Raw genomic sequence first — 23,335 nt, 5'->3', positions numbered from 1 at the left:
AAATGAAAAGATTATTCTCGAAATCATTCTGGCAGGAAAGGGACGTTGAAATGTTCATAGGTCAGCAGTTACGCTGGGGCGTAATCACCTCCAGCATCATCGCCTTCATTGGGGGGATTATCTACTTAATCAATCATGGCGCTGCCCTGCCCGCATACACAGAATTCACCGGTGCGCCGGAATACGTACGACACTTACCTGGTATATTCCAGGGCGTATTACAACTGGATGGCAGAGCCATCATCCAGCTGGGCGTAGTAGTGCTGCTGGCGACTCCTATCACCCGTATCGCCTTTTCTGTGCTGGCTTTTGCCATGGAAAAGGATAAGTTGTATGTGGTAATCACACTCATTGTCCTAAGTGTCATCACATTCAGCATTTTCAGCGGACTGGGAGGCTGATGACATCACGAGCTACGCTCGTGATGCAACAACATGTTCATGGCATGACTGAAGGACCCCGCACGGGCGATCTCTCCATTATTCACGAAGAAGATCTCATCCGCAGTCTCAATGGTATTCAATCTGTGTGCTATGATCACACGGGTAGTATGGGCCGGCAGCTTTTGCAATACAGCCTCCAGCTGTTGTTCAGTCACAGTATCTATATTGGCAGTGGCCTCGTCCAGCACCAGCAGGTCCGGATCACGGAGCACCGCCCTCATGAAGGCAATGAGCTGTTTCTGTCCCAGGCTGATGCCGTCATTACCAGATACGATCTTTGTAGCCAGGCCTTCCTCGAATCTCTCCAGCAGTGTATCCAGTCCTGACTTCGCAATGACTTCTTCCAGCTGAGCGGTGGTATATGCAGCATATCGCTCGTTTCCATACACGATATTCTCCTGGATGGTACCCGAGAAAAGGAATGGTTCCTGTAAGATAAAACCGATCTTATGTGCCCGTTCTTCTGGCGTATACGAGCGGATATCCCTACCGTTCAGCAACACCTCTCCCGCTGTAGGGTCATACAGTCGTGCTATCAGGGAAGCAGTAGTCGTTTTTCCTCCGCCTGTTGGCCCTACCAATGCGTAGGTCTTGCCGCGTTCCATATTGAAGCTTACATTCCGCAGAATGTCCTTACTTCCCGGATAACGGAAATTTACATTGTTGAAACTGATCAGCGGAGCATTTTCCTTCACTGACGCTGCCGCTACCACCTTCAGATCAGATTCAAGTTCCAGGATCTGCGAAATCCTGTCCCATCCTGCCATCGCCATCTGGAAGTTCGTCCACAAGGCTGCCAGCTGACGAATGGGGTTATAAAAATGGTTAGAATAAGACAGATAACTGATCAGCAATCCCACGGTAAACTGTCCTACGGAGATCAGATAAATGCCATATACCAATACCGCCAGCATGGCCATCTGCGAGCAGAAAGAAAAGACCGGCGTAAAAATATTATTGAATAACCCTGCCGACACTGCCGTACGGTAGCTCTGCTGATTGGCCTGGTCAAAACGCTTACGGAAATAATCGCGACGGTTGAAAGCAATGATCACTTTAAAATTGCTCAGGCTTTCCTGTATCTCTGCGCTCAATCCTCCCGTACTCTTCATATTGGCGGCATTCTTACTCTTCACCAGCGGAGATATCAGCCGGGTGAAAACCAGTAACATGAGGCCCGGCAACAATGTAGCCACACCCAGTTTCATGTTAATACACAACAGGAAAATACCAGCTCCTGTCATCGACATAATACCACTGGCAAACTGCACAAGGGATTGTGAGAAGAACTGATTCATCTTGTCCGTATCATTGTTGATACGCGAAATGAGATCCCCTGTTTTATTCTGGTTAAAGAATGCAATAGGCAGCTCCTGCAGCTTCACAAACACCGCATTCCGGAGGTTATACAACATACGCTGACCGACTCCTCCCATCATCCTGCTCTGCCAGTAGGAAAACCCAAAGTTTACCAGGTACATACCCAGCAGGATACCGGAGCACAGGAGAATGCCCGAAAAGTCCTTCGTCTGTACATAATTGTCGATCGTATAACCAATTACAAAAGGCGCAGTCAGCGTCAGCGACTGGCTGACCATCATAATAAAGAATGCCCTGATCAGGTCCTTGTGCTCCGTTTTGATATATGCCAGTAATTTCAGGAGACGCTTACCTGAAGTACTTTTCTGTTCTGTTTTATCTGTATTATTCAGGTTGTAATTCATAATTGCTGGTACTACGTTGGGAATTAAAGATCTGTACGTATTCAGGACATGTCTGCATCAGCTCCGGATGGGCGCCTGCAGCTATTACTTCGCCATCCATCAGCAGAATGATCTGGTCAAAATGTTCTACAGATGATATTTTTTGTGTAACAGATATCAACGTCAGGTGCGGATAATTTTCCTGGACGTTTTCAAGTATCCTTTGCTCGGTATTGGCATCCACTCTCGCAGTAAAGTCGTCCAGCAGCAGGATACGCGGATTAATAGCCAGCGCTCTCGCCAACATGATACGTTGCTTTTGCCCGCCGGAAAGACTCGTACCTCTCTCCGATACCACCGTTTCCAATCCTTCAGGCAATCCTGCTATAAACTCTTTCAGCTCTGCCGTAGCAATCGCCTGCTGCATGGTAGCCTCGCTTACGGTCTCGTTAAACGCTATATTCTCCCGCAGGCTCATGTTAAACACAATACTATCCTGGAATACCAGTCCCACCTGCTGTAACAGGCCTGCTTTATCATATTCATTCAGGTCAGTATTATCATAGCATACACGCCCGCTCTCCGGCTTCAGCAATCCTACGATCACATTCAGCAGCTGCGTTTTACCCGCGGCTGTCGGACCGATAATAGCTGTGCGGGTACCCGCTTTCACCGAGAAAGAGACATCTTTCAGCACCGGCTTACCCTCCATGGACAGGACGATATTCTCCGCCGCCACATCGCCCTCCAGTTGCTTCTTTACAGTTCCCTTATCCTGCACTTCCGGTGCATACAACACCTCGCTGATACGCTGGTAAGAAGCCGATGCCTGTGCGATAAGGTTACTCATAAACCCGATCACGATGATCGGAAAGATCAGCAGGGCGATATAACTGTTGAAAGCGGCAATGTCGCCCAGCGACATCTCCCCTTTTATCACAAAATGTCCTCCCAGCAGAAGCGTTGACAATATCGACATACCGGCCAGGAAACTGATAACCGGTACCAGGCCGGCAAACATGCGGACTATCGCAATGCCCAGCGTTTTTGACTCCCCATTCGGCGCAATAAAACGGTCATATTCCAGTTGCTGTGCATTCACTACCCTGATCAGGGCCGCACCAGTAATACTCTCGTTAATCGTCTTATTCAGCTTATCTACCACCTCTCTGCTGATGCGGAACATCGACCGCACTTTTTTCAGTACCGTCCAGAAAGCGATCGCTATAAAAGGAATAATAGAAAGTATGACCAGCCCCAGCTTCCAGTCCCGACTCAGCAGCAGTATACAGCAGCCGATGATCATAAAGGCAGAAGAGGCGATGGAAATAATAGCCTGGGATATGAAGACCTTAATGCTGTCTACATCGCCCGTAAGATTCGTGAGCAGTTTCGAGGGATTTACCTGCTGTATATACGAATAATCCTGCCGCGAAACTCTCTCAGCAAGAGAAGTCCGCAACCTGCGTCCCACCTTTTCAGCCATATAGGTCTGAATGATACTTTGCAGGTAAGTGAAAATAAAAATAGCAGCGGCGGCAGCGATGAACTCGGTTACAAGCTCCCTCACTACCAATGTCCCTTTGGAATAGGCATCGATACCCTTGGCGGTCAGCGCTGGCAGAACCAGGCTCAATCCATTGCTACATAAAGCCATCAGGATCAGTAAGGATAATTGTCCTCTGTAAGGGCGCAACAACGACATCAATCCTGAATTTCCTTTCCCTGTCGTGGCAACAGGCGTATTTGTCTTCTTCATATCATTAACAAATATATGGCAGCTGGCAGACCTATTTACTGCAAAAGGCCAATTTAAACTAAAAATAGAGCATTATAATACGCAGGTATAAGGGCGTTGGGTTAATGCGCTTGATAAGTGGACGAACGGTAGAAACAAATATTGTATGATCAGAAAAAAAAGTCCTCCCGGCATAACCGGAAGGACCTCGACGCGTCCGCGTCCCAGATATTTTTTATGGAGCAACCCGGTTAGGCGATACCAACCGAAGGTTTCCATGAATATTCTGTAGATTGCATGAATACCTCCTTTTCTTTAGTGAGTAATGAAATTACGGATTTTATCCGAATAAGCTATTCCCGTTTGTCAATTTTAGTGATAATTTTTGTGTTATATTATGATACTGATAGAAACCTATATTCCTCAAAATCTGACCCATCTGGTCAAAAACTGCTGGTACCTGGAAGTCCCTGCAAACCTTCCGCAGCCTTACCAGGAGGATATCCTACCCGACGGGCATCATGAGATTATCTTCCATCTGCACCCTCATGTAGCCAAACGAAAATTCAGTGATACTGCGTGGATCGAAGAGCCTGCCGCTTTTATTGCCGGACAAACACTCACCAGCTACACGCTGCAACTCATGCCGGGAGCACGTCTATACGGTATCCGTTTCTATCCGCATACATTATCCGCGTTTCTGAAAATGCCAGTCCCCGATCCGTCTTCTGGTATCACACCTTTGAGTGATATTCTTCCTGCCGGCAGTTTTATGGATTGTATCACAGCGCATCCACATACAACCTTCCGGCATTTCGAAAGACTGCTTACCGGGATGATCACCAGGCTGGAACAGCCTTCCGGCGCTTACGATTATGTACACGCCGCAATAGGCGAAATAATGCTGCACAAAGGAAATGTGTCTGTAGATCAGCTCCTGCACCGCACCGGTGTATCAGGAAAATATCTCGACGCCCTGTTTAAAAAGCAGGTGGGATTAACGCCAAAAGCCGTCAGCAATATCATCCGCTTCAATCATTTTGTAGCCTGGCAAAAGGCACACCCTGAGGAAAATTATACCGCCGGCAGCTATGAAACCGGCTACTACGACCAGTCCCACCTGATCCGCACATTCCGGCAGTATACCCAACAATCTCCCAAAGCATATTTCAATAGCAATACATGGATCAATAACGTCTTTGTCAATATCTGACAGTTCACTTTTTTACAAAATCAGGAGCCAACCCAATCATATCTTACTTATAAAGCCCGGCGATCGTCTCCAGATAATTCTCAATAGGCATGGAATTACGCATAGCCATCAGCTGCTTACCCTGTGCACCTACCAAAGTCCGGAACTGCTGACTCTTACCGGTGGCCAGGTCATAGATCACGTCTACGATCGTCTGTGGGTCATCCATTAGTGACGGATCTACATTAGCCATCATTGACTTAACCTTGTTAGTGATATCATCATACTCACGGATCTCAGGATGTTTATTCCAGACAATACGGTCCCTGAAATTATTCCCGCTCGAGCCACCCTGCTCTACCAGGCGCAACTCAATATTCAACGGCTTCAGCTCATAATAAAGCCCCTCTGTCAAACCTTCCAGCGCAAACTTGGACATGTTGTACAATGACCCCACAGGCACCGCTGTCGTAACACCCATAAAGGAGCTGATATTGATGAACATCCCTCCCTTGTTTTCCCGGAAATGAGGCAGGAAACCACGGATCACGTTAATAGGACCGCGCACATTTGTATTGTACTGCCAGTCTATCACCGACTCATACGCAGCCTCCAGCGCACCATAACTTCCCACTCCCGCATTGTTCACCACTACATCTATCTTTCCGAATGCAGCTATCGCTTCACTAACCGCCGTCTGCACCTGTTCTACATTCGTCACATCCAGTTTGAAAACACGGATATTCTCATATTGCGTCAATGCTGTTTCCTTTTCCGGTGTACGCATAGTCGCTGCTACATTCCATCCCTGTCCTGCAAAATACTTTGCGCTTAATTTCCCTAAACCATCGCTGGTGCCTGTAATAAATACTGTCTTCTTCATATCTGATGATAGAATTTATATTATAACGGAATTTTTGTTCCGCAAATATATACATAACGGAACAAAAGTTCCTAATAAATATTTTCTATTCCGGAATTTTAATTCCGTTTTGTATATTTGCATTATAATAGTATCACCTATGGCAAGAACAAAAAGATTCGACGAAGAGGAAATGCTGAACAACGCGATGCTGTTTTTCTGGCATAAAGGATACAATGGTACTTCTCCCCAGGAAATACTGGATGAATTGAAACTGAGCCGTTCCAGTCTGTACGATACCTATGGCGATAAAAGAAGCCTCTTTATCAGCGCACTGCAACGTTACAGGAATACCGTTACTGCAGAGGTCATTGAGCTCCTGGAAACATCTGAAAATATTCCTGAAACGCTTAAAATGCTATTCCAGCGTACAAAAGCAGAATGTTTCACAGGAGAAGAAAAGAGAGGCTGTTTCATGGTCAATTCCAAAGTGGAGCTTGCCCCACACGATGAAGAAGTAGCTGCTATCGTAAAAGAGAACAGGGAAGCATTGGAAAATGCCTTCACGACAGCCATTAAAAGAGGACAGGAAAAGGGACAGATCTCCAAAGACAATCCACCCCGCTCCCTCGCAAGATTTATCATGAATAATCTCTGGGGCCTAAGTGTACATTCCAAATCAGGCGCCGACAAAAAAGTATTCGACGATATTATCAGAATAACATTGTCCGTTATAAAATAAATCGGGCACATAAAAAGGATAATCTAAAAGAGATAATCATTGTCTACAGCCACACAAAAAACTCGTCGGGGTTAGGGTCAGGGGCATGATAACGGGACAGCATAACCAGTAACAGGGAGAGCGAAAGTAGCACCCGGTTTCAGATGGTCATGATAACGGGACAGTATAACCAGTAATAGGGAGAGCGAAAGTAGCACCCGGTTTCAGATGGGAATGGCGGGCCTTCGGCTCTCCGGCGGCACGACAGATGCCGTTCAATCTGCATTCAAAATCCTATTCGATTGACAACGCTAAATAGCCTTCCAGAGAGGCGCCGACCGCCATCCCATACTGAAACCGGAGCTACTTAGCGTTTATAATAGCTCCTGAGGGTCATAGCCGACCGACATCCCGCAGCTACTTATAAATGAAACGAGGTTGTATCAAAACTAATGATGCAACCTCGTTTTATAAACAATTCCCTTATCGACTAATCAAAAATCCGTTGACACCGTCAACTCTTCCTGCTCTCTGAACGCATTCTTCAACAACTCCAGCTTAGCCAATCCCCTCGCATATGCATCAGACCCCAACAGCAGATATACCGGTGGCTTCTGTTCATTTACAATAGCGATCAGCGCATTAGCCGCCTTCTCCGGACTCCCGATCTGTGTACCATCCATATTCTTATACTTCGCATGAGAGTCCCGGATCGCTGTATATGCAGGAATAGGCTCTTTAGCGATCACCAGCGATTCCTCAGTCAGGAAACTGGTCCGGAATGCACCCGGCGCCACCACCGTTACCTTAATACCAAACTCCTTCACATCTTCCGCCAACACTTCCGACAATCCTATCACGGCATGCTTTGCAGCTCCATATACTGCCCATCCCGTAGCCGGCGCAATACCTGCAATGGAAGAAATATTAATGATATGTCCCGACCGCTGTGCCCTTAGATACGGCATCGCCTTACGGATCACATTCAAGGTACCGAAAACATTCACATCAAAACTCTCTCTCGTTTCATCATCTGTCAGTTCTTCAATACTCCCGCCAATGCCATAACCAGCGTTGTTCACCACCACGTCAATCCTGTCAAACGTTGCAATTGTCTTATCTACAGCATCCGCAACGCTTGCCTCATTCGTTAAATCCGTCTCTAAAGGAAGGAATTGTTCAGACTCAATACCTACAGCATTGATCAGATCTGCCTTTTTCCTGGAAGTAGCAGCCACCAGCTGACCCGTTGCCAGTAATTGCTTCACCAGACTAAGCCCCAGTCCTTTCGATGCACCTGTTACAAACCATACTTTTTTGTTGCTCATCGTTCGTGATTTTAGTGATACAAAACTACTACAGCCAGTATCACTAATCATTACACCCATCAAAGCAATGATTGCAAAATTCAAACAGTTCTAAAAGAAGAAGGAGTTACCTTGGTCAGTTTCTTGAAAAAGTTGTTGAAGTGGGCAGCCTCTTCGAAGCCCAGGCAATAACTGATCTCTGAAATATTCCAGTCCGTATGTTTCAGCAGCGCCTTGGCTTCCCCCACCAGCCGTTCGGCAATATGCGCTGTGGTGGTCTTGCCTGTAGTTTCCTTGATAGCCCGGTTCAGATGATTCACATGCACCGATAGCTGGTCCGCAAAGTCCTTGGCCGACCGCAAGGTAAACCGCTGGGAAGTAGACTCTATTGGAAATTGCCGCTCCAGTAACTCTGTAAATACAGAAGTGATCCTCGATTTGGCATCCGGATGCTTATATAAAGTATCCATAGGCGTCATTTTCATGGCGTAATGGATAATTTCGGTCACATAGTTCATCAGCAGGTCATACTTATATTTATAGTCTGAGCCTATCTCATCCAGCATCTTCGTAAAGATCTGGCTGATATGCCCGTCCTGCTCCTTGTTGAGCATATAGGAAGGTTTCCCGCCCGGTGTAAACATCGGCAGCTCATTGATGTTTCCCCTCATCCGCTCAGTGAAGAATCCCTCCTTAAAGATGCAGAAAAACCCTGTCCGCTCCTCTGACAGTGGCTCGAAGGTATAAGGCACATGTGGGTTGAAGAACATTAAGGCAGTACCATCAAGTTCAATACTTTTATCAGCATAATGGTAGAGGGTCTTTCCCCGTACCAGGTTGATTTTATAAAAATCCCGGCGGCTATATTTAAAAGGCGTAGTACCATGCACTCCTGCCAGGCTGTCTTCCAGTCTGAATACATTGAAATGCCCTATATCCTGCTGAAGATTCTCCGGTAACCAGTTAAACTTCTGCTGATAGAATTCCTCCAGTGTTTGTGTTGTTGCCATACAGCGAAGTTACAAAATTCAAACAAACTACTGATACAAGGTGATGGTAACCGGTCCCGTCAGTCCCGAAGGCTGTACCGGCCAGCCTGCCGCATTAAAAGGGGTATAGTTGATATTCACGAAATTGATCTCATGATACCGCCTCCAGGACACCTGGTGCTGATCCATATACCGGATCCTGTTTGCCATCAGGTTGGCCACCTCTATCCTGATCTCATTAATGCCTGCCTTCAGGAATTGTCCTATCCTGGCCCTGAAAGGAATAGCCCAGAGAATGCCCGCATCATGTCCATTTACCCACACATGCGCACTCTCATGCACCTCCCCGATATCCAGCACATATTCCCCGGCCTGCTTCTCCGGTAACGTAAAAGTCGTAGTATATACCCCGGATCCAGAATACGCATTGGCAGCGGAATCGCCCAGGACTGTCCAGGGTGTCAATTTATCCAGTTGACGAAAATCCGGCATAAAAGGCCCGCCATTGGGAAAGGTCAATTGCCAGCCACCGGACAATGTTACCGGCGCTTCCGGCGTGTCCAGGTAGGCCCAGTCAGGCACGCCCTGCTCCTGCACACCTTTACCGGTATGCACGATCATTGCCTCGCCGGGTAGCAACTGCAGTTTTACCAGGGTCCTTCCCTCCTCCTGCCTACTCCTGGCCCTGCCTGTCCGACCTGTTTGCGGATCCAGCAGTATCGCAGCGCCTTCCGCTTTATTCAGCGGCAAGAACTCATCTATCTTTTGTGGCGTATGGTTAACCAGGTAGTACCAGCTTGTATTGTTTTCTTTTCTGCGGATGAATTTAAGTCCCTTATCGGTCAGCTTCTCCCGTTCCAGGCCCACTTGCCACAGCGCCTTTTGTACATCAGCAGCAAGGATCAGCCTACCTTTTCCACGTTGTGCCACTACCAGTCCATCTGCATCTGGTCTGAATTGCAGGGAAGCCAGCAAGGTCTTCAATGCTTTTCTTCGTTTATCCAGTTCACTCAGCCCTGGCACATCTTCCGGCAGGGATTCCATCACCACGGTAGATCCCTCCTCCGCCAGCCGGATGATCTGTTGCATCGTTGCCACCGGCATCAATCTGGCCTTCGGTATCAGCACTATTTTATAGGCGGATAATTGCACGCCAGCACTATCCTTCCCCTTGCCCACACCTGCCCTGGCCAGTTGCCTGTCTGAAATAAAATCCAGAGAATACCCTGCCTGCTGCAGTGTTTTCACCTGCTTATAAAATGCCGTAGGTTGCAACCATTTGTCAATATCATGGACCATCAGCGGCATATCCCGCCCCTTTGCCCGGTACCAGGCATCATATACCGGCCAGTAAACCAGCAGTTCATTATCAGGCACGCCCGACTGCAACACCGACTGCACACGGGTAATATATTTGTTCAGCCCCGGCAGATGCGGCCAGAAGCTATTAGTTGGTACAAAATTCACGGAAGCATAAAACAGCCATCCGGGCCACGGTACCTCCGGCGGAGAGAAAGTATTACCATGATAGAATACGTGATTCACTCCCGCCAGGAAAGCCTGCTCCACCTCCGGCTTACATTGCGACAGGGAGGTCTTGAAATGTTCCGTCAGCCAGGTAAACGTCTCACAGGATATCAACGGATGTCCTTCCACATGTCCGGCGGAAGACGCAAACTTCAGCATCACCGGATCAGGATCCACATTCCGGATATCCGCACTGTCCCTTCGTAAACCGGGAATCGGGAAATAAGTTGAACCATAGGTCTCACATTCCGGAATATCCACCGCCGCATAAAGATCCAGCAGGTTGCCCGGTGATCCGTGCGCCTGGTTCTTCGACAGGCCCTTATATCCATGCGCCCATTGTGTCCAGGGACGAGTAAAATTATCCAGCAACAGTTCAGACATCGTCTCCCTGTAATCAGACTTCACCCTCGCCACCAGGTCTGTACTATCATCACTTGCCAGCTCCCGCAGATACTTCGATAAGTCATACCCTCTCTTCTTTTTAAACGCAGTCAGGAACGCAGGCGTCCAGTCGGCATTGTATACCTCATAACTGTCGTTATAAAAAGACCGCACTCCCGGCGCTTTATACTTAAAGGCAGTATCAAAGCGGTGCAGATATACCCGCAGGCCCTCTGCCGATAAATGGTCGAGCGTATATCCTTCCCCTCCCGGCGCCGCACGCTTTACCTGCTGTAAGGTCCTGCCGTCAAACAAGGCGTAGAGCTCCCATTCACCGATGGCGGGCGACCAATGTAAATGTCCTTCTTTATCTACCTTATCTGTCAGCGAGACTGTCTGATTGCCACTATAAGCGGTCAGCGCCTGCAGTGCTGCGCCCTCCTGTTTGGCATCGTTTACCCTTATAGGTTGTGTGAGTGTTTTTCCGCCAGTGAGATGGTATTGTTGTATAATAAAACGGGAAGCGGCATAGGCCTTCGTCACCTGCGGACCGCCAAATGGCCAGCCCGTACCGGTGGTGAGATCCACCCCCATCTGCCGCTCTCCTGCCGAAGAAACTGTGTAGCGTAGTAACGCTGTCCAGCGTGGTGAAAGATAACTGACATATTGCGGCTCATACCCGATAGCCCCGTAAATAGGCGCAATCTCAACCCCGCCAAAACCCGCCTGCCGCAATACATCCAATGAAGAAGCGAGGTTCTTTTCATTCACTGCACTACCGATCCACCACCAGCGGGTCCAGGGTTTTGTTTCTCTCTTTATAGCGGGCCAGGCCTCCTGCTGTGCATCGGCAGGCCAGACAAACAATAGGAACAGGCCCGTTAACAGCAGCCTGCCGGTTCTTTGGATTGCAGTTTTCATAACGTCATTTATTGTTCTGTCGCCGACCAGTCAAATTCCGGATGTTCGGCTGGTGTCTTTGATTGCAGCATCAACCTGTAAAGTTCTTTTATCTTCCCGGGATATTTTGCAGCCAGATCATGCGCTTCGCCAATATCCGCAGAAAGACGGTACAGCTCAAAGCGGGCAGGCATTCCCTGGCGTTTGAAGCGGATCAGTTTCCAGTTGCCTTTCAGCAGGGCCTCCTGTAATCCGCCTTCATTGAACTGCCAGTAAAAGTATTCATGCTGCCGTCCGGGCTTACTTCCATTCAATGCTTTCCTGTAAGATAATCCATCTATTCCGGATAAAGTAGCCGAATGTGTAAGATCGGTCAACGTAGGCAAAACATCCCAGAAAGCCCATTGAATACTGCTAACCTGTCCGGCAGACACTTTACCTGGCGCTCTGACGAGCATGGGTACCCGTATCCCACCTTCATACAGATCACGCTTGATACCTCTCAATGGACCATTACTATTAAAATACTCCGGATCAGCTCCTCCTTCCTTGTGAGGACCGTTATCACTGGTAAAAAAGATATAGGTATTGTCATCCAGCCCCAATTGCTTTACCAGCGTTGCAATCTCCCCTACATTCCTGTCCAGTTTTGCAATCATGGCCGCCAGGGCGGCATGTGGCTGCGGCTGACTGCGATAAGTGCCTCCTTTCTGCTCATATGGCGATTCCGGCCCTAACTTACTGCTGCCATCTGCGTTCAGAAATGCCTGCATATCAGCAGCTGGCGGCGCCAACTCAGCATGAGGTAAGGTAAAAGGAAGATAAAGGAAGAAAGGCTGATCCCTGTTATCCCTGATAAACGACACCGCATGTGTCATGATCTCATCCTGCGTGTATACGGTCGTGTCATGCGGCACTTTGCTCATCTTACCATTCTTCACTTCAAACAGGTAATTGCTGTAGTAGTTATGCGCATGCTGCTGGTTCAGATACCCGAAGAATTCATCAAAACCCTTTATCTCCGGAGAGCCGGTGGTACCTTCCTCACCCAGGCCCCACTTGCCAAACATCCCGGTACGGTATCCATTCTGTTGTAGCAGCTGCGCCAGTGTACTGTCCCCCGGCCGCAATGGTAAACGGCTGTTACCCCGGATAAAGGCATGTCCCATATGCTTCCCGGTTAGCAGTGCACAACGGGACGGCGCACATACCGTACTGCCTGAATAGAAATCCGTGAACCGGATCCCCTCCCTTCCCAGCTTGTCAATGTTCGGCGTTTTCACAGGACTTTCAGGATTATAACAACTAAGGTTTCCATATCCCAGATCATCTGCTATAATAAAAATAATGTTAGGCTTACGCGTCTGGCCCTCGGCCATTATGCCCGCCAACATAGCGCTCCCGGTAAGAACTGCCATCCAGAAATTCCGTTTCATAAAATGCATTGATTAACTTAAATACGCTGTTAACGAAGCTCAATTTATAAAAACCTACTAAATTAATAGAGTAATAAACTATAAAACACAAAAGGCCGGACAAAATGCCCGGCCTTTACGTTTCAATAATATAATAATATCGGTTATTCGGTCACCTTAAATGTGGACACAGTATTATCAAATACCGCAAAATATTTATCTCCTGCACCAGCTTTTGTAATACCTGTAATGCCATAAGCAATACCATTCTTTGGCACTATGTATAATACCGCAGCTACATGCTTCCCTCCTTGTACAGCTGTATATTTCAGCCATTTGGAAGGGATACCGTTAATATCTTTATCTCCTTTATCTGCTACCGCAAATTTCTCCAGGTATTTTTCCATAGAGCTCACCGTCTTGTCAAAATACGCCTGTGGGGAATCTTTTCCCATATTCTCTGACACTACATTTATATTGGCCCTGAAACCATCTGTTTCTTCCGGCGCCAGGAATATTGTTGATTTAACACCATTCAAGGTAGTATCTATCCGCTTCCAGTCCTTAGGTCCGTCAATAGTGAATTTACCCGCGCCTGCATTCATGTTCGGCGCTGCCTCCTCCAATATTTCCTTTGCAGTTTTTGGAGGATTATTGCCATTCTTACAAGCCGAAAACAATAATACCCCGGCAACGATTAATAATGAAAAGTACTTCATAAATTCGTGTTTATTAATCCATAAAGATAAGAGCATTTTATTTAAAATGAGTATATCTGCCATTACTGTTCAAGCCGCCTATACTATTCCCGTTCACAGATTATTACCCATTTTCTATATTTAATACGTGATTTTCATATTAATTATATTATTTTCAACCTAATCTTATTGTCACTGCCTTTGCAAGTTATGTGATACGAATATTCAAACAGATAGCATTTTATGGTCAGATACTACGCAATATTCAGAGATGGAAGTCATAGCCCATTACACAATCTTGAATCAATATCAGCTTTACCCGAGTACTCCTACATTCTCATGACAACAGATACCTACAAATCCAATGGTTATGTTGAATCTACCATCTACCAGTTTGTAAATGCCAAAGGAGAGCTGGAACTGCTCAGGATCGCCAACTGGGAACTGCTGTATATCAGCCCCTGGACATTCAATTCCGATGGGCTCCGTTACTGCCTGTACAATCATCTTACAAAAACCGCGCATGAATTTCATGGAGAAGAAACGGGATTGACCTTCTTCAAACATGACCTCTTCCCTAAACTGCGCGAACTCTCCATCATTCCCGATTACCACCAGTACCTGCTGAGTGAAAAAGTAGACCTGCTGGAAGAAGAACTCACCGAATTAAGAAGACGCCTTTATGAAGTCGAAAAAGTCCTGAAAAGATAATACCTGGCTGGTTTACTACTCACAATTCATTATTACAAATAATTGTTTTTTACAATCTATTTGTAATTACATATCTTTGCGTGCGCTTATTTTCAAACCCACATATACTTATGAAAGCAGTAAAATCAGCATTATTGTTAGCCGTTGTAGCATCCTCTCTTGTTGCTTGTTCAAATGACGACGACGTAAACAACGAAGTTAAAAATGGCCTCGAAGGCACTTACAGTTTCATTGCTATGAAAGCCGACACCTATGCAGAAGTCAGGAATGTTTATGGCGATACCGATTCTGATATTAAGGAAGTCAGCTCCATAGCCACATGTACTTACCAGACAAACAACAATAAGGGTACCGTTACCATTGATGCTAACAAATTTAATTCAAGCAAATTTGCCTACAGCATTAATGCTACCGTATACGGTAAGACTTACATGAATGGAGAACAGTCCGGCTATTCCAACATGCCATGGGTAATAGACATGCCTGAATCCAGCGGCACTTCCAGCTACAAGCTGATCGGCACAGACTCTATCTACTTTTCAGGCGGTTTTGTAAACAGTCCTGCATTAGGCGACTCTGTTGCTTCACTTCCATCAGGTGCCAAATACAAATGGGAAGGCGATACCCTTGTTATAGCTTCTGCGTTCATCCTGCGTGATACAGTTGTTGAAGATGGAGCAACTGTATACTCCGACAAACGTTCTACACAGATCATGAGATTTAAAAAACAATAATCTTTTGCTATCCGGATAAAAACGGCTTGTGCTCTACCAGGAGTATAAGCCGTTTTTTATTGAAATGGCCCTCCGGAACAATGCTTAAACAACATAAAAAGCCATAACTTGCTATATCAGAATCAGCAGGTATATGGCTAAATCATCAGAAGAGATCATCATTATAGGCGCAGGTGCCGCAGGGCTTATTGCCGCAAGAGAATTATCCGGACTGTACAAAATAACCATACTGGAAGCCAGAAACACTACCGGCGGACGTATAAATACCATCTACCGTGATGGGATCAAAGAAGCGGAAACAGGCGCTGAATTCGTACACGGCGAGCTGCCCATTACATTAGGATTATTACAGGAAGCAGGACTACGATACCAGCAGGTAAGCGGCCAGATGTTTCGTGTCAATAACAGGCAATGGGTCGCACAGCATGAAATGATCCCCAACTGGGATGAGCTGCTGGAACAAATGGAAAAAAGCCCTGCAGACATGACCATGCAGGACTTCCTCGACCAGCATTACCCTTACGAACAACATCCTGACCTGAGAAAGAATATCCAGGGATTTGTACAGGGATTCGACCTGGCAGACATTGCAAAAGTGAGCGTAAAATACCTGTACAATGAATGGACAAACGAAGATGAAAAAAACTTCAGGATAGACAAAGGGTACACAGCCATGACAGATTTCCTGGCCGGGGAATGCCGCAAACAGCAATGCAACATCATTACCAATACTACTGTCACAGCTGTTGAATGGTCTGCCGGCAAAGTACAGGTGCAAACCGCCGGTGGTGCATCCTTTTCAGCAGATAAACTGATCGTCACTATTCCCCTTGGCGCACTGCAGAAGAACACAATTTCCTTCTCACCTGCCATTCCTGATTATATCAAAGCAGCCAATGATATTGGCTGGGGAACTATCATCAAAACAATACTGCATTTCAAAACACCCTTCTGGGAAAAACATACCAAACAGATGGCCTTTCTCTTGGGAGAAACGCCCATCCCTACCTGGTGGACACAAAGCCCTTCCAGGGTGAATATACTTACGGGATGGCTGGGAGGCCCTCCATCTGTCGCCTACATTACCCTCTCAAACGAACAGCTCCTGGAACTATCTATCAGCTCTCTGGCTACACTCTGTAATGAAACGGTAGAAACGCTGAAGGAACAACTCGTCAGCAGTCATATCGCCAACTGGTCAGCTGATCCTCATTTTGCAGGAGGATACAGCTATGGTACACCTGCATCTGTAACTGCACAGGCATTGCTGAATGCAGGCATTGAAAATACCCTCTACTTTGCCGGTGAAGCCCTGTATGATGGCACGAGCCCCGGTACTGTAGAAGCGGCGCTTAGCACTGGTATAGCTGTAGCTGCTAAAATAAGAGGCCGTCAGTGATAATTTTAACCTCCGACCCCTACGGGGTCGTGTGTTTGTAGCCCGGGGTTTTAACCCCGGGTCCACGCGCAAATAAATCCCTGATTACATGTTTGTGGCCCGGAATTCCCCCGGGGCCACGTGCAAATAAATCCCTGATTACATGTTTGTAGCCCGAAATTCCCCGGGTCCATATGCAAATACATTCTATAATCACACATCGGCAATCCGGCCCCATATTCCCAAGCGGTATGCTAACATCCTCAATTACAATCTCGGATCCACCGGCTCACTCTCCAACGCCAGCAACCCAAACACACATTGATGCACTTTCCTCAACGGCTCCTTCGCCACAAAGTGCTCTATTGCCTGTACACCGAGCGCAAACTCTTTCAGCGCCAGGGCCCTTTTGGCCCCCAGCCCCCTTTGTTTCAGCCGGGTCAGATGAGCTTCCAGCGTATATTCAGGCCCGTAGATGATCCGCAGGTATTCCCTACCTCTGATCTTAATAGCTGGCTGCAGCAAACCACGCTCGCCCCTTTCTATGAATGACAGGGACTTCACCACCATACCTTCTCCGCCCTCAGTTGTCAGTGCTTCCCACCAGCTGGTAGCATCCGCAACGCTCTGCGCATCTTCCAGATTCACCGCTCTCCAGTTGGTAGCCATCAGTGGATTCCCTTCTCCTCCGCAGTAGCGGCCCAGCTGCTCCATATGCCAGACATGATCTTTATCAAAGTAAGTCTTCCCTTCTGTAGCCAACAGGTGGAACGGCGCCAGCTTATAATCACTCAGGGACTTCACCTCCCAGCAATACTGCCGGTAAGCAGCTGTAAACTGATGACACATCACCGCACGCTGTTCATAATCCTTCAGTAAAGACGCGATAGCAGGATTCTCCGCCCCCGCTGTCAATGCTGCGATCGTCTCTGTCATCGCATTTACAGCAGCAGCTCCTGTAGCGGCATACTGCTGTTGCAGCAATGCCTGCGCCTTCGCATTCCAGGGCATCAGCTCACTATCCAGGCATACCCAATCTGTTTCCATCTCCTCCCAGAAGTTACGCTCGGTCAGCGCTGCATGTACCATCCCCAGGAAGGCCTGTTCTGTCTCTTTATCAGTGAAAAAAGCCCTGCCGGTACGCGTATAACAGGTGCCTATACTATCTTCATCTATACCGAAACGGCGTTTTACCACCTCACTATCCTTACAAACGATCACCACGGCCCTGGAGCCCATATGTTTCTCTTCACAGATCACCTGTTTGATCCCATTCTTCCTGTAGTAGCTGAAAGCGCCCGTAGGATGTTCAAGGTATTCAGGCAGGGTGCTCGTCTCAGAAGGTGACATTGTTGGCGGCAGATAGATCAGCCACTTCGGATGAATACTGAAGCGGCTCATAGATTCCAGCGCCGCAGCTGTATTCTCCTCCCGCACAGTTACTATGTTCAGCAAACGTGTAGGTATCAACTGTTTGCCGGTCAGGTCTTCGATGTCCAGTACGTCATCCTGTTCATGCTGCAGGTTATTGCCTTCTCCGGGTATTCTCAAAGGCCGGGAAGACTCCATATAAGTAGCCAGTGCTGGTACACTGTGCAACTCCCTTTCCGGGTAACGCAGGGCCGTCAGCTTACCACCAAATACGCAACCCGTGTCTATATCGATGGTATTATTGAACCATTGCGGCTCATATACCGGCGTATGCCCGTACACGACCATCGCCTTTCCCCTATAATTGGCCGCCCAGTTATACCGTACCGGCAGCCCGAATTCATCCGTCTCTCCGGTCGTCTCTCCGTACAAGCAGAATTCACGTACACCCGCAGAAGCCCTTCCCTGCATCTCTTCCTTCAATCCGGCATGCGCTACCACCAGTTTACCATTATCCAATACGTAATGGCTGATCAGCCCATCCAGGAAGAGCTTTAATTGCTCCCTGAAAGCGGCGTCTTCTCCCGCCAACTGTGCTACGGTCCTTTCCAGCCCATGCATCAGTTGTACATTCTTCCCTTGCAGGAACTTCAGCAACTTAACATCATGATTGCCAGGCACACACAGCGCTACGCCATCGCTCACTGCATTCATCACCAGCTTATATACCGCCGGCGTGGCCGGACCTCTGTCCGCCAGATCCCCCAGGAATATCAGCTTCCTGCCATTATTCACCTGTACGCTGTATGCAGTCGCATCCACAGTATGTCCCAGCAAGGTAAGCAGGTTGCAAAGCTCCTCATAACAGCCATGCACATCGCCAATAATATCAAATGGCCCCTGTTCACTATGCTTGTTATTCCACAACGGCTCCCTTTCTATCATAGTCACAGCTGCAACATGCGCTGCATCACGCAACTCAAATATTTTCCTGAAGCCTTCCTCTCTCAGCTTGCTGATATTTCTTCTCAAAAGGCCAACATGCGATGTCACCACATGCGGTGGCAGGTTCCTGTCTGTCCTCAGTTGATTCCGTTCCAGGCAGACCTTCTCGGGCATATTCAGGGCAATGGCGGCGGGCAGTACATGATATTCCCGCGCCAGCGCCACCAGCTTCTTCCTGTCTTCCGGACGCACATTGGTGGCATCCACCACTGTCAGCAATCCCCGTTTTAATCTTTTACCTACTATATAATGCAACAGGTCGAAAGCATCTTCAGACGCATCCATATTGTTCTCATCATTACTCACTATCTCCCGGCAGGCGTCACTGCTTACCACCTCAGCTTTACCAAACCATCGCCTGGCAAAAGTGCTCTTGCCGGAGCCGCTGGCACCTATCATCACCACAAAAGATAACTCCGGTATTTGTATCCTCATAAATTCAATTAATATTATCTGATAAATATTTGCGCCCCTACTTTGTAAATATTGCCATCTGGGTAGGCGCACCTATCGCTTCAACTTCATCTCCCAGCGGCTTAATAACATATGCATATCCATATGCAGCACTCAGCTTGTCGCACCATTGCTGAAACTCAGCACGTGTCCATTCAAACCGGTGATCGCCATGCCGCATCTGATCCGCATCCTCTGTAAAAGTCACATTCCATTCCTTATTAGGCGTAGTAACTACTACCTTCCCTGGCATCGCATAACCAAATACACATTTCTCCAATGCCTTCAGCCTGTCAGGATCAAGGTGTTCGATCACTTCTACCAATGCAGCGGCCTCAAATCCCTCAATCCTTCTGTCCCGGTAAGTCAGTGAACCTTGTATAAGCCGCAATCTCTTCCGCTGATTATCCGGCAGGCGGTCTATCTTCAATCTCCTGTAAGCTATTTCCAGTCGCTGAGAAGCTACATCCATTCCCGTTATATGCGTCAGCTGCTGATGAGGCAATAAAAGCTTCAACAGTTTCCCCTCACCACATCCCAGGTCAACAACTGATTTTACAGGGGTGCTGAGCAACTCTTCACACACCCGCTGTAAACGCTCCTCATGCAATCCCGGCTTAGGCTTCTCTGCAACCACATCAGGCTTCAGCAACTCTTCGGGCATATCATCCTTCATAATCACCGCCAATGCATCATTCGCCAATGATGCCTGGTGACGCAGATAACGCCGCGTAATCAATTCCTTTTCAGGATGCGTTTCCAGCCATCCCTTTCCCTTCACCAGCAGCTTTTCTATTTCTTCCCTGTTCACCCAGTAATGCTTGTCATTATCCAGCACCGGGATCAGTATAAAAAGATGTGATAATAAATCCTTTAAGGTGATATTCTGTCGCAACGTAACCGTAAAATAGCGGCTATTGCCCCACTCCGGAAACTGTTTATCCAGCAGATGCTGCGTGGCTGTCACCATGTATCCCAGCGGATCAAACATTCTGTATAGCATCGTCTCCCCTCCGCTGACCGGCAGCACGGATAGCTTTACCTCCAGTGGGAAAGGCACATCCACCAGTTCAGGCTTATCTTTACACTTGCCATTTATTGCCGAGCTGAATGCCTTCGCAATAGCAGTACTCATAAGGGAAGATGCCACATAGGGCCTGTCATTCACATACTGTTCCAGCGCAAACTGGTTACCATTGCTCCGTACCAATCCCACAGGGTCTATATCCAGCAGCAGCGCGCAGGTACATTCATTTTCATTCGCCACCGGATAGAAAATATGCGCCTTCCCTTTCCCAAACTCTACCTCCTGTACCTTGGCCGGATGTTTATGCAACAAATATCCCAGGTCAGTTGCAGGTGTATGTCTTGTCGTAATCGTCAGTAACATTCGTTATAAAAATTGATGGGCCAAATGTCGGCACGGTGTGCGAAATCTTTTTGCGCAGGTATAAAAAACGTTTAAAATTAATTCAGGACCTTTGAAACATCGACCCATAGGGGTCATGTGTTTGATTGCCCATGAATCTCTCCTACGACACCATTCAATTGCCAATACCCTCACAAACCATACCTCCGTATCAACATATACGCCAACGCCGCTACCAACCCTGTCAGCAACGCATGCAACCATCCCCACTTATAAATAAAATCCTGCCACACCGGCGTCGCTGTTTCATCATGATGATCATGATCATCTTCGTGATGCCCATAGAACATATGCACCTCCCAGTAAACCTCCTTCAGATCATACTCCGACAACACTTTCTCCTCCTCAATACAATACTTTATTCCCACCAGCAGGTGCAGTTCATTCCGCTCTATCAGCTGCTCCAGTCCTGCCAATAGTTGCTCCCCCTCTTCTTCCTTCAGCTGATCCCCTTCCAGGAACCTTACTAATAATACTTTTAAGACCTGTAATTCCATCCAGCCAATTTATAAACAATCCCCCGGAAACAAAAACCAGGACGCATGATAAGTTCCCCAGGCTTTACAGCTTGCAGATCTGTCAATACATAGTACCTTTAAGCAGAAAATACAATGGGTATGCAATTCAAACAAATACCCCCGCCAGAATACCTGGGAGATTACATCCGGTTTTTCTGGGTGCTTGAAAGCCATGATACCAATATCTCCGCCGCTTCCTTCAGGACCATTGCCGACGGCTGCCCCGGACTTATTTTCCAGCACCAGGACAAAGGCATTTTATTTCAGAATAATAAACAACTGCCCGGCACTATCCTCTACGGACAAGCCACCAGGCATGCCGAACTGCGGATAAGCGGCCTGTTTAATACAATAGGTATTTTCTTTTACCCACATGCACTGAAATCCATCTTCGGACTAAACGCAGATGAACTCACAGATACCTGTCTTGACCTCGACCTGATGGCCAGCGAACAGGGATTCCGCCTCTCAGAACAATTATCCAACCTGCCTTCCTGCCAGGCACAGATAAACACACTCTGCTCTTATCTGCTTGCCCAGATCAACAGGAATACACAGTATACCGATAAAGTTATGCAACATGTCCTGGATCGTATAAAACGGGCAAACGGCAACATCTCTGTCAGAGAATTGAGAGAAGACTTACAGCTATCAGAAAGAAGTTTTGAACGCAAGTTTAAACAACACGTGGGCATTACGCCCAAACTGTTTACCCGCATCTCCCGCTTCCAGGCGTCCATGCATCTGCTCAGGCAAAGCGATTACGATAAACTGTCCGATATCGCCTTTGAAAATGAATACGCAGATCAATCTCACTTCATCAGGGCCTTCAAAGAATTTGCAGGCTTTTCTCCTTTCCAGTTCCAGAAAAGATCTAAAGAACTCATAGAAAACTTATCTATCCTGACAAAATAACCCCTGGCGGTTTCGTTCTATTTTTCGCCCTGAACACATTATAGCTTTGGGTTAACAAAAACAAACTATAATGAAACTCATCATCTTCGGTGCTACAGGCGCAACCGGCAAACGCATCGTTGAAGGCCACATCGCGTGTCTGATGTGGCCTTTTCTTTTATCTGAACAGAACACCGTATTCATCTGTGCTGTGTCCAGAGACTTCGTTACTGAAGCATCATTCAAAAAATAATCTCCTCCCCGATCTCCAGCTCATACGCTTCCTTCCCTCTCTGAAATATCCTGGCCGGCATACTTCCTTCCAGCGTGATCTTCTTTTCCCTCACCCTGATCCAGCTGCCTTCACGTAATCCAACCACGGTCAGGTCCTGCTGCTCTTGAAATTCCCGTATCCTCGTTTCCCTGGTCTCTCCCATATGCGGCAGATCCGGAATAGGATCGAGATAATGCGGATTGAGGTTAAAAGGTACCAGCCCCATTGTCTGGAAACTGGGCGGATAGACGATCGGCATATCATTCGTTGTCTGCATATTCACACCACCGATATTACTTCCCGCGCTTGTACCCAGGTAAGGTTTTCCTTTTTCCACTTCCCAGCGCAGCACGTCCATTAATTCCAGTTCATGCAGTTGTTTCACCAGCAGGAAGGTATTCCCACCTCCTGTAAAAAATCCAGCCCCATTCCTGATAGCCTCCGCCGGATCATCAAACGTATGCAATCCCCGCACCTTCAGTCCTGCCGTCGCAAATACGGTAGTCACCTTTTCTGTATACTCATCGTGCGAGATGCCTCCCGGACGGGCATAAGGAACAAAGATCACTTCAGGAACACCGGCAAAAAGCTCTCTGATCAACGGCAGCAGGTAGGACAGGTAAGTTTCCCCATGTAGTGTGGATGTACTGGCTAAAACAACATTTTTCATAACCTGCAATATAAAAAGA

General features: G+C 47.4%; 20 protein-coding genes. 8 read left to right on the top strand and 12 right to left on the bottom strand.

All coding sequences use genetic code 11. From position 1 onward, the window contains the following. The first annotated feature begins 2 nt into the window (after positions 1 to 2). Positions 3 to 401, top strand: coding sequence for a DUF1634 domain-containing protein (locus F3I09_RS16455; RefSeq protein WP_149696132.1), 399 nt, complete (start codon positions 3 to 5; stop codon positions 399 to 401). A gap of 5 nt (positions 402 to 406) precedes the next feature. Here F3I09_RS16455 and F3I09_RS16450 read toward each other — a convergent pair whose 3' ends face one another. Further along, positions 407 to 2,167 (bottom strand): ABC transporter ATP-binding protein, encoded by a 1,761-nt coding sequence (locus F3I09_RS16450; RefSeq protein WP_149696131.1) that lies wholly within the window; start codon positions 2,165 to 2,167, stop codon positions 407 to 409. Then, positions 2,148 to 3,905, bottom strand: coding sequence for an ABC transporter ATP-binding protein (locus F3I09_RS16445; protein WP_149696130.1), 1,758 nt, complete (start codon positions 3,903 to 3,905; stop codon positions 2,148 to 2,150). The genes F3I09_RS16450 and F3I09_RS16445 overlap by 20 nt, the downstream gene beginning before the upstream one ends. A 376-nt stretch (positions 3,906 to 4,281) precedes the next feature. On the opposite strand from F3I09_RS16445, the gene F3I09_RS16440 reads away from it, so the two are divergent. After that, positions 4,282 to 5,097, top strand: coding sequence for a DUF6597 domain-containing transcriptional factor (locus tag F3I09_RS16440; protein WP_149696129.1), 816 nt, complete (start codon positions 4,282 to 4,284; stop codon positions 5,095 to 5,097). Between the two features lie 43 nt (positions 5,098 to 5,140). Here F3I09_RS16440 and F3I09_RS16435 read toward each other — a convergent pair whose 3' ends face one another. Continuing rightward, a complete protein-coding gene (locus tag F3I09_RS16435) occupies positions 5,141 to 5,959 on the bottom strand; it encodes an SDR family oxidoreductase (RefSeq protein ID WP_149696128.1) in 819 nt (272 codons plus the stop codon). Between the two features lie 139 nt (positions 5,960 to 6,098). Here F3I09_RS16435 and F3I09_RS16430 point away from each other — a divergent pair, with 139 nt between their 5' ends. Beyond that, positions 6,099 to 6,680 carry a TetR/AcrR family transcriptional regulator gene (locus F3I09_RS16430; RefSeq protein ID WP_149696127.1) on the top strand — a complete coding sequence of 194 codons (582 nt, stop codon included), beginning with the start codon at positions 6,099 to 6,101 and terminating at the stop codon, positions 6,678 to 6,680. A gap of 473 nt (positions 6,681 to 7,153) precedes the next feature. Here the strand turns inward: F3I09_RS16430 and F3I09_RS16425 are convergent, their stop codons facing one another. From F3I09_RS16425 to F3I09_RS16405, 5 genes are all read right to left on the bottom strand, one after another. After that, positions 7,154 to 7,987 carry an SDR family NAD(P)-dependent oxidoreductase gene (locus tag F3I09_RS16425; protein WP_149696126.1) on the bottom strand — a complete coding sequence of 278 codons (834 nt, stop codon included), beginning with the start codon at positions 7,985 to 7,987 and terminating at the stop codon, positions 7,154 to 7,156. Between the two features lie 80 nt (positions 7,988 to 8,067). Further along, entirely contained in the window at positions 8,068 to 8,976 is a 909-nt protein-coding gene (locus F3I09_RS16420) for an AraC family transcriptional regulator (protein ID WP_149696125.1), read from the bottom strand. A gap of 27 nt (positions 8,977 to 9,003) precedes the next feature. Continuing rightward, positions 9,004 to 11,787, bottom strand: a complete 2,784-nt coding sequence (locus F3I09_RS16415; RefSeq protein ID WP_149696124.1) for a glycosyl hydrolase — start codon at positions 11,785 to 11,787, stop codon at positions 9,004 to 9,006. Positions 11,788 to 11,795: 8 nt separating this feature from the next. Then, a complete protein-coding gene (locus tag F3I09_RS16410; RefSeq protein WP_223233263.1) occupies positions 11,796 to 13,202 on the bottom strand; it encodes an arylsulfatase in 1,407 nt (468 codons plus the stop codon). Positions 13,203 to 13,345: 143 nt separating this feature from the next. Beyond that, entirely contained in the window at positions 13,346 to 13,900 is a 555-nt protein-coding gene (locus F3I09_RS16405) for a DUF1795 domain-containing protein (RefSeq protein WP_149696122.1), read from the bottom strand. A gap of 222 nt (positions 13,901 to 14,122) precedes the next feature. Here F3I09_RS16405 and F3I09_RS16400 point away from each other — a divergent pair, with 222 nt between their 5' ends. From F3I09_RS16400 to F3I09_RS16390, 3 genes are all read left to right on the top strand, one after another. Next, positions 14,123 to 14,590, top strand: a complete 468-nt coding sequence (locus tag F3I09_RS16400) for a hypothetical protein (protein WP_149696121.1) — start codon at positions 14,123 to 14,125, stop codon at positions 14,588 to 14,590. 110 nt (positions 14,591 to 14,700) lie between these two features. After that, positions 14,701 to 15,324 (top strand): hypothetical protein, encoded by a 624-nt coding sequence (locus tag F3I09_RS16395; RefSeq protein ID WP_149696120.1) that lies wholly within the window; start codon positions 14,701 to 14,703, stop codon positions 15,322 to 15,324. A gap of 133 nt (positions 15,325 to 15,457) precedes the next feature. Beyond that, positions 15,458 to 16,723: an NAD(P)/FAD-dependent oxidoreductase gene (locus F3I09_RS16390; protein ID WP_149696119.1), complete on the top strand. Its 1,266-nt coding sequence runs from the start codon at positions 15,458 to 15,460 to the stop codon at positions 16,721 to 16,723. Positions 16,724 to 16,969: 246 nt separating this feature from the next. Here F3I09_RS16390 and F3I09_RS16385 read toward each other — a convergent pair whose 3' ends face one another. The 3 genes from F3I09_RS16385 to F3I09_RS16375 form a co-directional block, all read right to left on the bottom strand. After that, the gene (locus F3I09_RS16385; protein WP_149696118.1) at positions 16,970 to 19,513 is read right to left on the bottom strand and encodes a polynucleotide kinase-phosphatase; all 2,544 of its coding nucleotides are present in this window, start codon (positions 19,511 to 19,513) and stop codon (positions 16,970 to 16,972) included. Between the two features lie 37 nt (positions 19,514 to 19,550). Beyond that, positions 19,551 to 20,921, bottom strand: a complete 1,371-nt coding sequence (locus tag F3I09_RS16380; protein ID WP_149696117.1) for a 3' terminal RNA ribose 2'-O-methyltransferase Hen1 — start codon at positions 20,919 to 20,921, stop codon at positions 19,551 to 19,553. A 170-nt stretch (positions 20,922 to 21,091) separates the two neighbouring features. Continuing rightward, entirely contained in the window at positions 21,092 to 21,457 is a 366-nt protein-coding gene (locus F3I09_RS16375; protein WP_149696116.1) for a hypothetical protein, read from the bottom strand. A gap of 120 nt (positions 21,458 to 21,577) precedes the next feature. On the opposite strand from F3I09_RS16375, the gene F3I09_RS16370 reads away from it, so the two are divergent. Together F3I09_RS16370 and F3I09_RS34080 are read left to right on the top strand one after the other, a co-directional pair. Further along, positions 21,578 to 22,393 (top strand): AraC family transcriptional regulator, encoded by an 816-nt coding sequence (locus tag F3I09_RS16370; RefSeq protein WP_149696115.1) that lies wholly within the window; start codon positions 21,578 to 21,580, stop codon positions 22,391 to 22,393. Between the two features lie 70 nt (positions 22,394 to 22,463). Continuing rightward, positions 22,464 to 22,625 carry a hypothetical protein gene (locus F3I09_RS34080; protein WP_188133838.1) on the top strand — a complete coding sequence of 54 codons (162 nt, stop codon included), beginning with the start codon at positions 22,464 to 22,466 and terminating at the stop codon, positions 22,623 to 22,625. On the opposite strand, the gene pepE is transcribed toward F3I09_RS34080, so the two are convergent. Further along, entirely contained in the window at positions 22,615 to 23,316 is a 702-nt protein-coding gene (gene pepE, locus F3I09_RS16365) for a dipeptidase PepE (protein WP_149696114.1), read from the bottom strand. The genes F3I09_RS34080 and pepE overlap by 11 nt on opposite strands. Positions 23,317 to 23,335 lie beyond the last annotated feature (19 nt).

Origin of the sequence: Chitinophaga sp. CF418 (genome assembly GCF_900142925.1) — a bacterium.
GTDB lineage: Bacteria > Bacteroidota > Bacteroidia > Chitinophagales > Chitinophagaceae > Chitinophaga.
This window is presented reverse-complemented; position numbering and strand designations above follow the sequence as displayed.

What these genes read in the sequence shown, in the direction of transcription:
- F3I09_RS16455 (WP_149696132.1), top strand. Translation starts at nt 3, where the DNA reads ATGAAAAGATTATTCTCGAAATCATTCTGGCAGGAAAGGGACGTTGAA.
- F3I09_RS16450 (WP_149696131.1), bottom strand. Translation starts at nt 2,167, where the DNA reads ATGAATTACAACCTGAATAATACAGATAAAACAGAACAGAAAAGTACT.
- F3I09_RS16445 (WP_149696130.1), bottom strand. Translation starts at nt 3,905, where the DNA reads ATGAAGAAGACAAATACGCCTGTTGCCACGACAGGGAAAGGAAATTCA.
- F3I09_RS16440 (WP_149696129.1), top strand. Translation starts at nt 4,282, where the DNA reads ATGATACTGATAGAAACCTATATTCCTCAAAATCTGACCCATCTGGTC.
- F3I09_RS16435 (WP_149696128.1), bottom strand. Translation starts at nt 5,959, where the DNA reads ATGAAGAAGACAGTATTTATTACAGGCACCAGCGATGGTTTAGGGAAA.
- F3I09_RS16430 (WP_149696127.1), top strand. Translation starts at nt 6,099, where the DNA reads ATGGCAAGAACAAAAAGATTCGACGAAGAGGAAATGCTGAACAACGCG.
- F3I09_RS16425 (WP_149696126.1), bottom strand. Translation starts at nt 7,987, where the DNA reads ATGAGCAACAAAAAAGTATGGTTTGTAACAGGTGCATCGAAAGGACTG.
- F3I09_RS16420 (WP_149696125.1), bottom strand. Translation starts at nt 8,976, where the DNA reads ATGGCAACAACACAAACACTGGAGGAATTCTATCAGCAGAAGTTTAAC.
- F3I09_RS16415 (WP_149696124.1), bottom strand. Translation starts at nt 11,787, where the DNA reads ATGAAAACTGCAATCCAAAGAACCGGCAGGCTGCTGTTAACGGGCCTG.
- F3I09_RS16410 (WP_223233263.1), bottom strand. Translation starts at nt 13,202, where the DNA reads ATGAAACGGAATTTCTGGATGGCAGTTCTTACCGGGAGCGCTATGTTG.
- F3I09_RS16405 (WP_149696122.1), bottom strand. Translation starts at nt 13,900, where the DNA reads ATGAAGTACTTTTCATTATTAATCGTTGCCGGGGTATTATTGTTTTCG.
- F3I09_RS16400 (WP_149696121.1), top strand. Translation starts at nt 14,123, where the DNA reads ATGGTCAGATACTACGCAATATTCAGAGATGGAAGTCATAGCCCATTA.
- F3I09_RS16395 (WP_149696120.1), top strand. Translation starts at nt 14,701, where the DNA reads ATGAAAGCAGTAAAATCAGCATTATTGTTAGCCGTTGTAGCATCCTCT.
- F3I09_RS16390 (WP_149696119.1), top strand. Translation starts at nt 15,458, where the DNA reads ATGGCTAAATCATCAGAAGAGATCATCATTATAGGCGCAGGTGCCGCA.
- F3I09_RS16385 (WP_149696118.1), bottom strand. Translation starts at nt 19,513, where the DNA reads ATGAGGATACAAATACCGGAGTTATCTTTTGTGGTGATGATAGGTGCC.
- F3I09_RS16380 (WP_149696117.1), bottom strand. Translation starts at nt 20,921, where the DNA reads ATGTTACTGACGATTACGACAAGACATACACCTGCAACTGACCTGGGA.
- F3I09_RS16375 (WP_149696116.1), bottom strand. Translation starts at nt 21,457, where the DNA reads ATGGAATTACAGGTCTTAAAAGTATTATTAGTAAGGTTCCTGGAAGGG.
- F3I09_RS16370 (WP_149696115.1), top strand. Translation starts at nt 21,578, where the DNA reads ATGCAATTCAAACAAATACCCCCGCCAGAATACCTGGGAGATTACATC.
- F3I09_RS34080 (WP_188133838.1), top strand. Translation starts at nt 22,464, where the DNA reads ATGAAACTCATCATCTTCGGTGCTACAGGCGCAACCGGCAAACGCATC.
- pepE (WP_149696114.1), bottom strand. Translation starts at nt 23,316, where the DNA reads ATGAAAAATGTTGTTTTAGCCAGTACATCCACACTACATGGGGAAACT.